This is a genomic window from Desulfatibacillum alkenivorans DSM 16219 (assembly GCF_900142135.1).
Lineage (GTDB): Bacteria > Desulfobacterota > Desulfobacteria > Desulfobacterales > Desulfatibacillaceae > Desulfatibacillum > Desulfatibacillum alkenivorans.
The window spans coordinates 1-11,856 of sequence record NZ_FQZU01000074.1 but is presented as its reverse complement, the minus strand read 5'-3'; the positions used below and the strand labels follow the sequence as shown (position 1 = coordinate 11,856).

The following is an 11,856-nucleotide window of genomic DNA, read 5'->3' as shown; positions in this document are numbered from 1 at the left end:
GGATCGGACAGGTCTTGGCTTGGTGCGGAAAAACGATCTTCTCGGCTCTTCGTCGGATAAATGGCTTCTTGCGACATGGAATCTCCTTTCAAAAGATGGAAATTCTTATGCCACATCCCGATTAACCCGTGAAGATGCGGTTGTTTAGACGGTTACGCAGAACATGCTGCGGGGCGTTTTTTGCGTGTTTCAGGCTTGGCCTCCCCCCATGATGGGTAACCCAGGCAAAAAAAGCCTTGCCTGGGCCGCCCCCGTCATCTTGGGATGAGATCCAAGCCGCCCATTTAAGGGCAATGTGACGCAACCTCCAACAAATCCCTTGACAATAGACGACCGGTCCAGGAAACTCTTACACACTCGGAAAAAAACCGCACCTTCCAGCGGCCTTGATCTTCAATCCCCAAAACTATGGAGCAAATCATGGACATCTTTACAATCGATCCTGACAAATGCAATCGAGACGGCATCTGCGTAACCGAATGCCCGGTGGCCGGAATCCAAATGCCGGACAAGGAAGGCGTTCCCACGCCCGGCCCGGGCCTGGAGCAAACCTGCATGGCCTGCGGCCATTGCGTGGCCGTATGCCCCGCCGGCGCCCTTTCCCACCGGGACGTTCCCATTGAGCAATGCCCGGAAATCAAAGAGGACCTGGTCATCAATCGGGATCAGGCGGAGCAATTTCTCCGGTCCCGCCGTTCGGTCAGGGTGTACAAGGATAAATCCGCGCCCCGGGAGGTTTTAAAGCAATTGGTGGACATGGCCCACTACGCGCCCACGGCTCACAATGATCAGGAGGTTCATTTTACGGTCATCGAAGACAAGGAAGAGGTCAAGATGCTGGCCGGCCTGGCCGTGGACTGGATGCGGGGCGTTATGGAGGCGGACCCGGGTTTGGGAAAGAAAATGTCCCTCCCTCTTTTTATCGGCGCCTGGGACATGGGCTTTGACGTGATTTGCCGGAGCGCCCCCCATATGGTGCTGGCCCACGCCGAGCACGGCAAGTCCCCCTTCTCCCGCTACTACCCCACGGATTGCGCCTCGGCCCTGGCTTATGTGGAGTTGGCGGCGCCCACCCTGGGGCTTGGAACCTTCTGGGGCGGCATGTTCATGGGCGCGGCCCTGGCCTATTCGCCCCTGCTGGAGGCCATGAACCTGCCTAAGGATCACCGTTTGAACGGAGTCCTGATGCTGGGGTATCCCAAGTTCAAATACCATCGCCTGCCGGAGCGCAGGCCGGTTCCCGTTCGTTTTAGCGTGAAGGAAGACATGGCGTGAAAAGGGCGTTATCCCGCCATTAACAATTTGGGCCGGCGAGGGTGTATAGAATCCCTTTCCGGCCCTTAGTCGTTGTGCACCTTGAATCGGGCCGGGAAGCGCCATATATCTTGATCCTGCAATGTTTAAACGCAAGATTATTTACTTCCCTCGTTGCAGAATAATTGACTTCACCATACGTTATTCAATAAACTGCAGCCTGTCTTTAAAAGCAGGCCATGACCCAGGCGCTTTTCAAGCGGGGCAAAACCTTTTTCAAAAGGCCTGCGGCTTTGGTTTTAAAAAATGATTCCCGGCTGTTTGTATGAGAGGATATGTTCATGAGCGCCTCGGAAGTAGTCCTTGAGTTGGCGGCTTCTCCGGAATTTTTTCCTGTAGCCCGATCAGTAACGGAAAATGCGTCCCTGGCCATGGGACTGGAAAAGGCGGAAGCCCGGCGCGTGGCCATGGCCACGGAAGAAATCTTCATGTCCCTGTGCAAATCCGCCCCTGGGCGAAAATTGTCCATCCGCTGCACCCCGGGAGGGTATTGCGTCATCACCGAATTTGTCTTCCAGGACCCCGGCTTTCCTCTGGAATATTTCAACATGACTTCCTCCGTCTCCACGAGCAACGAACAGGACATGGCGAACCTGGGACTTCTGGTGGCGTCCCGTATCATGGACGGGTTTTCAGTGGAACGGGATGATTCAGGCCGCTTCATGCTCAAGCTGATCAAGGAAAAATGCTACCCGCGCCATACGGGCGAAGGGGCCTCGCACCTGGCGCCCCTGACGGCCTTTTCCGTCCGAAAAGCCGATTCCGAAGAGGCCGCCTATGCAGCCGCCCAGGCAGTGGGATTATATCCCGCCCACGCCCTGCCGCGGCAATTCCTGCACCCCAGGATGCTGGCGGACAGAATCGACTTTGGCGGCGCAACAGCGGCCGTCGCTGTGGGGCCTGGCGGCGAGATCGCCGGAATCGTTGCCTGGGATCTTTCTTCAAGCGGCAGCATGGTGGAATGCCACGGCCCGTTCCTTTTAACCAGGGACGGCAATCCGGCCCTGTGCGAGGCTTTACTGGATTTCTGCATCGGGGATATCGCCAAACTGCCCGTCATGGGACTGATTAACCGCCGTCATAACCGGGACATTCCAATCCACTATTTCGAAACAGTGGGAAGCCTGCCTCTGACGGCCGGCAATGGCGAAACCTTTCAGGCGCCGGCCTATTTCAGGCAGATGCAAGAAGACGCCGGGTGCAATGTGTGGGCTCATGAAAGCCTGGAGGAATTCCTGGAAAAGCAATACGCGCGGCTATGCCTGCCCCGGAAAATATTGCGCCCTTTGGGCCGGGCTCTTGATCCCCTGAGCCGTTCGGTCCTGTTTTCCGAATTTGACAGGAACGCGGGCAACGTCACATTCCTCCCCGTCTCTCCGGGCCGGGACATACTTCCCAACGTGGAAGCGCACCTGAACATGGCGAACAAGGAAGCCATAAAAAACGTGTTTTTCGGCATTGACCTGGGGCGTCCATGGCAGGCCGATTTTGCGCCGGCTGTTCTGCAGGCTGGTTTTTCTCCCCGATACATCCTGCCCTATGCAGGATGCGGGGACATGGCTTTTTTCAGCCTGTGAGGACATGCCCATGACCACTTGCGCTCTGCCGGATTTTGACCGTTTAGTCCCTCCACACATAAAGTGCTTTGAGGCTTACATCCCTTCCAAGCCCGACGATGTTCTGATGCAGTATTACGGGTGCGCCTCCCTGCTGCGTTTGAACAACAACGAAAATCCCCTGGGGCCTCCGGAGGAGTCCCGGCAAGCCATCCTGGATTTTCCGCCCAACAGAGCCTCCGTGTATCCCAGCGGGGACGCTTACCACCTGCGCCGAAAACTGGCGGAACGCTTTGGCATGGACCTGGACCAGTTTCTTGTGGGAAACGGCGCCAACGAGGTCATCGCCTTTGTAATCAAGGCTTTTTGCCAGGAAGGCGACAACATTGTCACCGCGGACAAGACCTTCGCCGTGTATGAATGGGTGGCCCAGTTCTCCGGGTTCGAGGCCAGGACCGTCCCGTTAAAAGACTATGGGTTTGACGACGAAGCCATGCTGGCCGCGGCGGACGAACGGACCAAAATCTTTTTTGTCTGCAATCCCAACAATCCCACGGGCGCCTATTGGGATCGGAACAAACTCCTGAACTTTCTGAATCGGGTGGGTAACAAAAGCATTGTGGTGGTGGACGAAGCCTATTGCGAGTTTGTTGAAAAGCCGGACTTTCCCGACGCCATGGAACTGTTGCCGCAATATCCCAATCTGGTGACCTTCCGCACCTTTTCCAAGATGTTCGGGTTAGCCAGCCTGCGAATCGGGTACCTGGCCGGGTCCCTGGAGGTGGTGGACATCATCCGCCGCACCTGCGTGGTATATTCGGTCAATGCCCTGGCGCAGGCGGCCGCCCTGGCCGCCCTGGAGTCCAAACACCATATTGAAAACACAAGGGCGCTTGTCCGGGAAGCCAAGGAATATTTGCACCATGAAATGAACTCCCTGGGCCTGTTCACCGTGGGGGAGGAAGGATGCTACCTGATGGTTCGCCTTCCCATGAGCGACAGCCTGGCTTATCGCAAGCTCATGAGCCAGGGAGTCATGATCCGCACCATGACCGGATTCCGTTTCCCCAATTTCATCCGGGTGTCCGTGGGGGAAATGCCGGCCATGCAAAGGTTCGTGCACTGTCTTAAAAACATCCTAAGGGAGAGCGGACATGATTGATGCCATTCAGGACCGTTTCAGGGCTTTGCCCAAAGCTGAACTGCACGTGCATCTGGAAGGCGCCCTGCCCCTTGAGTTTTTGAATCGCCTGGCTGCGGATAAAGGTCGCGACCCCATAAAACCGGACATATTTGCGTTCAAAAATTTTGAGGAATTCGCCTTATGCTTCTTCACCACAACCAGCCTTTTGGAGAATGAAGAAGATTTTTATCAGGCGGCCCGGGCCTTTGTGGAAGCCCAAGTCAAAGAAAACATTGTGTATACGGAGTGTTCCTTCATGCCGGGATTTCACGTCAAACGGGGCGTTAAACCGGAAGCCATGTTCCAGGGCCTGTACTCCGGCCTTCAGGATGGAATGAAGCAGCATCCCGTTCAGGTGAAGATTCTTTTTTCCATTTCCCGCATGTTCGGCGCTGAGGCCGGAGAGGAAACACTGGACTACATACGCCGGTTTCCTGACGATCATATTCTGGGCATAGATCTGGCGGGCATGGAGGTTCCGGACAGCATTACGCCCTTCGCCTCTTGCTTCAAAGAGGCTAGGGCCATGGGCCTGGAGACCGTAGCGCACGCGGGAGAATTTTCAGGCCCGGATCATGTGGCGCAAACCATTGAGATCCTCCGCCCTAAACGCATAGGGCACGGTCTGGGAGCTGCCTTGGACAACCGGGTATGCCGGATGCTTGCGGAAAGGGACATTGCCCTTGAATTAGCGCCCACCAGCAACGTGCTTCTTGGGGCAGCCGCCTCCTACGAAAAGCATCCCCTTGCCAAACTCATGGAAATGGGAGTTCCCGTGACTCTAAATTCGGATGATCCTATTTTTTTCAGCACCTCCCTGAGCAGGGAATACGCCATTGCCCGTACGATTATGGGGTTGGATGAAGACAGCCTCATGGCCATTTTAGCCAATGGCTTCCAGTACGGATTCCTGGGCTCAAAAGACAAGTCACGGACCGATGACCAATAGAAGACAGGAACCGCCTCATGACTGACGCACCAGGCCGGCAGGAAAGTCCCCTTAAGGAGCCCGCTCAGGCGCCTTTGCTTACCGCACCGTTTGTGCTGCTGATCCTGGCGTTCTTTCTGGGGCTGTGCAATATGGCGGTTTTTTTCAATTTTTACGCCTGCCTGATTGCCAACGGGGTGGAAGCCGGAACGGCCGGTTTTCTCTTGGGCCTCTTTTCCCTGACGGCCCTGTTAGTCCGTCCTTTCATCAGCCCCCTGATCCATCCGGGCAATGCCCTGCCTTGGATCGGCTTGGGGGCCGCAGGCATGATTCTGTGCCTGGGCGGCTATACACTCGGCCATGAGCCATTATTTATAGCCATCATCAGGGCGGCCCATGGCCTTTCTTTTGTGGTCATGGTCACGGCGGTTATTTCCTCCACCGTAGGGGTCATAAGCCCCCAAAGGAGCGGACTTGCCTTTGGGATCATGTCCATCGTCAATTTACTGCCCTTTGCCATCATTCCTGCACTCGTGGAATTCGGTCTTTCCCATGGCCTCACCCAGGCGAATATTTACATGCTGGCTGCAGCTTCCACTGCGCTGGTCTTCCCTCTGCTCTTGGTGATCAAACGGCTGCACACCAGGACTGCGTCCGCCGAAAATGGGGAGAAGGCCATTCCCACACGCAGGGAGATCATGGACAATTTCAAGCGGGCGGACATAATTCTCGCCCTCTCGCTTGGAGCCGTGGCATATTTATGCTTTGCCATTATATTCATGTTTTTAAAAAGCTACGGCCCAACCATAGGCGTGGAAAAAGTCAGCCCCTTTTTCGCCCTGGCCACAGTGAGCATGATAGGCATCCGCCTGGCCTCGGCCGCCCTGTTCGACCGATGGAACAAGGTCAGACTATGCACGGGGGCCCTGATTTTCGTGGGCCTGATGTTTTTACTGCTGCAGTCAACCAGAAGCCAGTGGAGCTTTTACGCCTCCGGCGCTTTGCTGGGATTGGGATGGGGAGTCGCCATGCCGGTTATAATGGCCATTGTCTTCAACCTGTCGGAGCCCAGGCTTCGCGCCTTCAACACCAACATGATGATTGAAATGGTGGACCTGGGCTATTTTCTGGGGCCGTTTTTAGGCGGCCTCGTTGTCTCCAGTTATGGATATTCCGTTCTATTTTTCATTATGTCAGCGGTTTCAATCATATTTGGGCTCTTAGCCCTGCGGCTTGCCGGAAAGGTTTAAACCATGGAGAATAAAACCCAGGAAACATCATTTACCGTCGGCCTGTTCCAGCCCGAGGACGCGCCCGGAGTCGGCGATTTGTTCAGGGCTGTTTATGGAGAAGGCTATCCTGTCAAACTCTATTATAACCCGAACGAACTCAGGGAAGCTTTCAAAAAAAAGGAAGTCCTGCCTTTTGTCGCAAAGGACCAAGACGGCGCATTAATTGGCGTCGCCTCCATTTACAGATCCTCCCCTTTTGAGCGCCTTTATGAAAGCGGGTCGGGCATTGTCCTGCCCCAATACCGGGGCGCCGGCATCGCGTCCCGGTTGCAGGGGATGTTGGCTGACCGCAAGCTCCTGAAAGAGCTGCAAATCGAGGGGCTGTGGGGAGAGGCGGTGGCCAACCACGTTTTTATGCAAAAAATCAGTGTAAAAATGGGATTCTGCGAAGCAGGCCTGGAGGTGGACCTCATGCCCGCCGAGGCCTACGACCGGGAAAAAAGCGCGGCGGGCCGGGTGGGCGCCGTGATTGGTTATAGAACAGTAAAACCCAGGCCCCATACCGTCTATCTGCCCGGGTGCTATGGGGAGGAACTCCGGTTTCTCTACCAGGATATGGACGACGCCCGCCTCCTGGAAAAAGCCCATGCCAGCGTCCCGGCGGACGGAGCCACGTCAGTTGATCCCACCATTTATGACTTCGCCCAAGTGGCGCGCTTTGCCATCCATTCCATAGGCCCGGGTTTCTCAGAAGCGTTTCAAAAAAAGGAAACGGAAATCCGAGAGGCAAACAATATCCAAGTGTGCCAGGCATGGGTCAAATTGTCCCACCCCTGGTGCGCCGCCGCGGTTGAGGCTCTTAAGGGCCAGGGATATTTCCTTGGCGGCCTGCTGCCCCGGTGGTTTGATGATGACGGCCTGCTCATGCAAAAAATCCTGCATACGCCCAACTGGGAAGGCGTCAAGCTCTATTCCGATCGGGCCAGGCGGATAATGGACATGGCGTACAAGGATTGGGAAAGCGTAAAGGGAGTTAAATAGCATACTGGTTTGGAAAGATATTTTAGGCTAAGCAAGCTCAATCCGACCCAACGCGCATTCTGCAAAAATGGGTGGGATTGAGCTTTGATTTATTTTTGATTTGCGGCCAAAATCATCTCCCAAAGAGGAACACGGAGCAAACCCCACCGTTGCCATTGCCTTAAAAGGACGTGTTCCGGCTGTAAACGCACAGGACGCCGTCCTGCTCGTTGATTTCCGCCTTGGTCTGCTTGCCGTTGACGGCGTCCAGGATGCCTTGCACCACGTCCTCGCCCATTTGGTCCAGGCTTTTGCCTTCCAAAATGGCGCCGGCGTTCAGGTCCATGTCGTCCTCCATGGATTGGAACATCCTGGTGGTGGAGGCCACCTTGACCACCGGAACGATGGGAAAGCCGATGGGGTTGCCCCTGCCCGTGGTGAACACAATCACCTGGGCGCCCGAGGCGGCCAGGCCGGTGAGGGATTCGGTGTCGTAACCCGGCCCGTGCATGATGGACAGGCCCGGCTGCGCCGGAATTTCCGCATAATCCACCACCTGGTTGATGGGCGTGGTCCCGCCTTTGATGATGCAGCCCAGGGCTTTCTCCCGAATGCTGCTCATGCCGCCGTCCATGTTTCCGGGCGATATAATCATCTTGGCTATGGGGCCCAGGACTTCATAGGTCTTGGCTTCGACGGAGCCTATCAGGTTTTTGATCTGCTCCGCGATTTCAGGAGTTGCAGACCGCCGCTCCAGGATGTGGCTGGTTCCGATCATTTCCGTGGTTTCGGTGAGAATCACCTTGCCGCCTTTTGCAACCAGCCAGTCCGACGCCCTGCCCACGGCCGGATTGGCGGTGACGCCGGAAAAGGCGTCGGAGCCTCCGCATTCCAGGCCTAAGGTGAGCTTGTCCAGGGGAAAGGGCTTTCTTTCCTGCGCCTGAACCTGCGTCATAAAATCCTTGGCGATCCCGATGCCTTTGGCCGTGGTCTTGCGGGAGCCGCCTTCCGCCTGGATCATCAACCGGGCGTGGGGCCGGCCGGCCATGGCCGCAACCAAAGCCATGCCCTCGGCGTTGACGACCTCGCACCCCAGGCCGACGATGATGACCGCGCCCACGTTGGGATTCTTGCACAAATTCTGAAAGGTCCGGGTGTGCATGTCGGCATCGTCCCCTCCCCTGCCGCACCCCATGCCGTGAAGCAAGGGGACGACTCCCGGCACGGCTTTGGCGATGGCTGCAGCAACAGGAACGGCGCAAGCCACGGAAGGAATGACCGCCACGTAGTTTCTCACGCCCACGGAGCCGTCTTCGCGTCCATACCCCATGAATGAATCCATGACTATTCTCCTTTCAGGGTCAGATTATGTGCATGGACCCACTCGCCTTGCTTGAGATCCAGGGCGGCCTGCCCGATGATTTCGCCGTATTTGATGACGTCGTCCCCCTCGGAAAGATCCTTAAGCAGCACCTTGTGGCTGTATGCAATGTCGGCGATCGTCCGGCACAGGACCTGCTCCCCGACGCGCACTTCCTCCCCCCGGCTGATGTCTTCCAGGGCGATGGCCACGTTATCGGCCGGATTGACCATGATGGCGTTAGGTTTCATGACTTCCCCCTGCAATCTTGATTTGGATGAATGCCCGGACGGCGAAGCGCCGCCCGGTCAATTGGCTGAACAACCATAGCGCTATAAAGCCGGGGAGTCATTAACATATGTTAATCAACCGGATGAAAATGAGGAGTCATTGCACCTTTTTCAAGGCGGAGCGGATGCGGCTGAGGGAAACCGGAGAAATCCCCAGATAAGAGGCAATGTGATATTGGGAAACGCGATCCTCCAGGCCGGGATGGGCTTCCAGAAAATCGAGGTATCTGGCCGCAGCGTCATCCATCAACAACGAACGCTCCCGGCATTCCTTTTCCAAAAACATCCTTACGGTGTAATCGGACATGATGTTTTTCCAGCAGGGATGCCCCTCCGCCAGGGATTCCAGGTTTTTGAAGGAGAAGCAAAGCAGCTCGCTGTCTTCCAAAGCCTGGATGGAATACCAGTTGTTCCGGCCCAGCAGATAAGGGGCGTAGCCTCCCAGCAAATGGCCGATATGGCGGAAGGCCAGGATGCGTTCGTCGCCTTTATCCGTAATGCAATAGGTGCGAAAAAGGCCGGAGACCACCGCGCCTACAAGGTGCGGCTTCTCCCCGGCCTTAATGAAAAATCCGTTTTTCGGCACATGAAGCGGGGCGGACAGGGCCAGGAGCTTTTCCCATTCCGAATCCGGCGCCAGAGAGTCAAACCCAAGGGCTTTGCGAACTGCTTCCAAATCAGCGGCCATACAATATGCAACCTGTCTGCTCAGTGAGGTATGGATTGATATTACCGCTTTAGTTCCAAACATTCCGGCTTTAGTCAAGAAACTTCTTGGCTTTGGACGGAAGCCCCTTGCCGGGCAAAACCAGCAAAGACGAAGTCCCGTGGGCGACCAGATCGCCGGACGCGTCATAAACCTTGGCTTCCGCGTAGCTGACGGTCCTGCCCGGCCGCAGCACCAGACCAAAGGCGCGGAGCTTCTGATCGGTGACGGACTTCAGATAGTTCAGCTTAAGGTCCACGTTCACCAGTCCTGCATCTTCCGGAATGCGAAGAAACCCGGCCCAGAATGTGGCCGTGTCGATCAGCGTGGCGAACACCCCGCCATGCACAATGCCAAAAGGCTGCAAATGCTGGCGGCCGGTGTCCAGGACCACTTCCGCCTTGTCGTAATCCACGGACTCCAGCTGCATGGACATGTGGGCGGGGTACGGGCTGGCGTTGATGGTTTGTTTGAGTTCCTCGATGTAAGCCGGGTTGATCTTCCGCATAAATCCTCCTGAAAGTGTTTTTTACATCTTACACTTTTCCGCGCTCCAACGCCATATTCATGAAGGTTTCCACGATGCTTGCGGCCGAACGTATTTGTACGGCGGTTTAAGGCAACGTTTGAGGCCTGTCAGGCGGACAATAGTTGAAAGGATTAGGGTTAATCCGGGGACGCCGGCGTTTTTATGTTGGTTTTGGGTTAAGCGGCTATTGGAACAACATTTTTGGTTTCAATGCCTTATGCGTTTAAAATACATACGCTGCGCGCCCTGGCAGGATACTGCTCTGCCAGGGTTACCCTGACGCGGCCCTCGCTCCTGTGCATTTTTCCAAGCAGAACTATCATTCCCCCAGGATATAATCGTCTATCCAATAGACCACGTGAGGGCTTCCACCCTCCGTGGGAGTTCCGTCGCACCCCCATGTAACGTACTGGTCGCGAGTGGAGCTGTCGCACGGACGCAGGGCGTAATCTGTGGACATATACTTCTCGGACCATAATGCGCCGTTCAGGTAAAAACGGACGTAATGGGCGCCGGTGGGCTGGCCGCCCTCCAGTTCCTGCTCCACGGTCAGCTTTAAGGTATGCCATTCATCCTTGCCGGATATGGGCGCATCCACTTTATGCAATTGAGCGTACGGAAAAGACCTATACACCCCGGCCCGAAGAGTGGCCGTACTATCCATGTTATCCGTGGTGGAGTTGCTTTCCGTCTGAATTCCCGCTTGTGCGTATATTCGTGTGTCGAACGCGGTGATTGTCTCTGTAAAAAAACTTCCGCCCATTGCCAGCCAGGAGTTGCCGTTGACCTCGCTGATAGCCATTTTCGACGACATGCACAGGTAACCCCTTGCGGTGGGATTCAGATACATTCCGTCCAGGTCCGTACAAGCCAGGGTCAGACGCCCGTTGGCTTCCGTAAAATAATAGCCGGTTTCCGAGCCATCCCCCGCCCCCCACTCCCACAGCGTCTCGTCCAGTTCACCGTCGGAGAAATCATCATACACGCCTGCTATTGGATACCCTGGGGCCAGGCGTGAAAAAACGGCTTCCTCCCCATGGGGCAGAAGCATTTTCATGGTTTGGTAGTCGATGGCCTCCACGGTTGCGTCCAGGGTCGCTCCGGGGCTGGCGCCAAAACCGTAATCCCCGTTTGAGTCTTCCGTCACTTCAGCGTGAAAGGCGCCTGTTTGAGGGTCGTAAGTGTATACGCCATTTTCTGAGACAGGATACAGTCCGCCGCATAGCCGGCCGTTCTCATAGGCGTTGTCCGGATAAAAAGTCACCTTGCTGGTCTCAACATACCACTCCCCCCAAATGGCGCCGGGGTTGGACAAGGGATCCACCAGGCCGGCCGAGGCCTTCATGGAGTATATGGATTCCTCCAGGCCGATTTTTCCGTCGTTATTAATGTCGCCCACCAAAACAGAATACGAAACAGCCGGCGCCAGGCACAATAAGACAGGACTTTCAGAGTTAATGGCCTATATGCATCCTAATGATTTGATATAATGGACGATATTTCAGCTATATCTGTAGAACCCAACCGTCTTTGATGGCGTATCCCAGGGCCTTCAGGACCTCCTCCTGGATGGGGTTGGGATCTTCAATCCGCACCTTGGGGGACTTTTCCCCCTTATTCCAGGTGAGGACGCAGTTCAGGTTCTGCATTTCTTCCATGATGGTTCCGCCGCTGTACTTCCCTTTCACCTTGATTTCCAAAAGCCGCAGGCAGGTGAGCGCCAAAAGGCAGGTCAGGA

General features: G+C 55.7%; 11 protein-coding genes and 1 pseudogene. 6 read left to right on the top strand and 6 right to left on the bottom strand.

Annotated features, from left to right (window positions below):
• The first annotated feature begins 420 nt into the window (after positions 1-420).
• The 6 genes from BUE18_RS26735 to BUE18_RS26710 all read left to right on the top strand — a co-directional run bounded on the left by BUE18_RS26735 (position 421) and on the right by BUE18_RS26710 (position 7,254).
• Positions 421-1,275 carry a nitroreductase family protein gene (locus tag BUE18_RS26735; RefSeq protein ID WP_073479185.1) on the top strand — a complete coding sequence of 285 codons (855 nt, stop codon included), beginning with the start codon at positions 421-423 and terminating at the stop codon, positions 1,273-1,275.
• 320 nt (positions 1,276-1,595) lie between these two features.
• Positions 1,596-2,891, top strand: a complete 1,296-nt coding sequence (locus BUE18_RS26730; protein ID WP_073479184.1) for an ATP-binding protein — start codon at positions 1,596-1,598, stop codon at positions 2,889-2,891.
• Positions 2,892-2,901: 10 nt separating this feature from the next.
• Positions 2,902-4,032, top strand: coding sequence for a histidinol-phosphate transaminase (gene hisC / locus BUE18_RS26725; protein WP_073479183.1), 1,131 nt, complete (start codon positions 2,902-2,904; stop codon positions 4,030-4,032).
• Positions 4,025-5,002, top strand: a complete 978-nt coding sequence (gene add, locus BUE18_RS26720; protein WP_073479182.1) for an adenosine deaminase — start codon at positions 4,025-4,027, stop codon at positions 5,000-5,002. The genes hisC and add overlap by 8 nt, the downstream gene beginning before the upstream one ends.
• 17 nt (positions 5,003-5,019) lie before the next feature.
• The gene (locus tag BUE18_RS26715; RefSeq protein ID WP_073479181.1) at positions 5,020-6,231 is read left to right on the top strand and encodes an MFS transporter; all 1,212 of its coding nucleotides are present in this window, start codon (positions 5,020-5,022) and stop codon (positions 6,229-6,231) included.
• A gap of 3 nt (positions 6,232-6,234) precedes the next feature.
• A complete protein-coding gene (locus BUE18_RS26710) occupies positions 6,235-7,254 on the top strand; it encodes a GNAT family N-acetyltransferase (RefSeq protein ID WP_073479180.1) in 1,020 nt (339 codons plus the stop codon).
• Positions 7,255-7,414: 160 nt separating this feature from the next.
• On the opposite strand, the gene BUE18_RS26705 is transcribed toward BUE18_RS26710, so the two are convergent.
• From BUE18_RS26705 to BUE18_RS26680, 6 genes and pseudogenes are all read right to left on the bottom strand, one after another.
• Positions 7,415-8,575 carry a UxaA family hydrolase gene (locus BUE18_RS26705; protein WP_073479179.1) on the bottom strand — a complete coding sequence of 387 codons (1,161 nt, stop codon included), beginning with the start codon at positions 8,573-8,575 and terminating at the stop codon, positions 7,415-7,417.
• 2 nt (positions 8,576-8,577) lie between these two features.
• Positions 8,578-8,844, bottom strand: a complete 267-nt coding sequence (locus tag BUE18_RS26700) for a UxaA family hydrolase (RefSeq protein ID WP_073479178.1) — start codon at positions 8,842-8,844, stop codon at positions 8,578-8,580.
• A gap of 136 nt (positions 8,845-8,980) precedes the next feature.
• On the bottom strand, positions 8,981-9,571 hold the full coding sequence (locus BUE18_RS26695; RefSeq protein ID WP_073479177.1) for a Crp/Fnr family transcriptional regulator: 591 nt from the start codon (positions 9,569-9,571) through the stop codon (positions 8,981-8,983).
• A 70-nt stretch (positions 9,572-9,641) separates the two neighbouring features.
• Positions 9,642-10,097 (bottom strand): PaaI family thioesterase, encoded by a 456-nt coding sequence (locus BUE18_RS26690; protein ID WP_073479176.1) that lies wholly within the window; start codon positions 10,095-10,097, stop codon positions 9,642-9,644.
• A 340-nt stretch (positions 10,098-10,437) separates the two neighbouring features.
• On the bottom strand, positions 10,438-11,520 hold the full coding sequence (locus BUE18_RS26685) for a hypothetical protein (protein WP_170868484.1): 1,083 nt from the start codon (positions 11,518-11,520) through the stop codon (positions 10,438-10,440).
• A 103-nt stretch (positions 11,521-11,623) separates the two neighbouring features.
• Positions 11,624-11,856 (bottom strand): annotated as a pseudogene (locus BUE18_RS26680) (IS1634 family transposase); the annotation flags it as partial.

Coding starts and splice junctions, on each gene's coding strand:
- BUE18_RS26690 (WP_073479176.1), bottom strand. CDS start 10,097: ATGCGGAAGATCAACCCGGCTTACATCGAGGAACTCAAACAAACCATC.
- BUE18_RS26715 (WP_073479181.1), top strand. CDS start 5,020: ATGACTGACGCACCAGGCCGGCAGGAAAGTCCCCTTAAGGAGCCCGCT.
- BUE18_RS26700 (WP_073479178.1), bottom strand. CDS start 8,844: ATGAAACCTAACGCCATCATGGTCAATCCGGCCGATAACGTGGCCATC.
- BUE18_RS26735 (WP_073479185.1), top strand. CDS start 421: ATGGACATCTTTACAATCGATCCTGACAAATGCAATCGAGACGGCATC.
- BUE18_RS26730 (WP_073479184.1), top strand. CDS start 1,596: ATGAGCGCCTCGGAAGTAGTCCTTGAGTTGGCGGCTTCTCCGGAATTT.
- BUE18_RS26695 (WP_073479177.1), bottom strand. CDS start 9,571: ATGGCCGCTGATTTGGAAGCAGTTCGCAAAGCCCTTGGGTTTGACTCT.
- BUE18_RS26705 (WP_073479179.1), bottom strand. CDS start 8,575: ATGGATTCATTCATGGGGTATGGACGCGAAGACGGCTCCGTGGGCGTG.
- add (WP_073479182.1), top strand. CDS start 4,025: ATGATTGATGCCATTCAGGACCGTTTCAGGGCTTTGCCCAAAGCTGAA.
- BUE18_RS26710 (WP_073479180.1), top strand. CDS start 6,235: ATGGAGAATAAAACCCAGGAAACATCATTTACCGTCGGCCTGTTCCAG.
- hisC (WP_073479183.1), top strand. CDS start 2,902: ATGACCACTTGCGCTCTGCCGGATTTTGACCGTTTAGTCCCTCCACAC.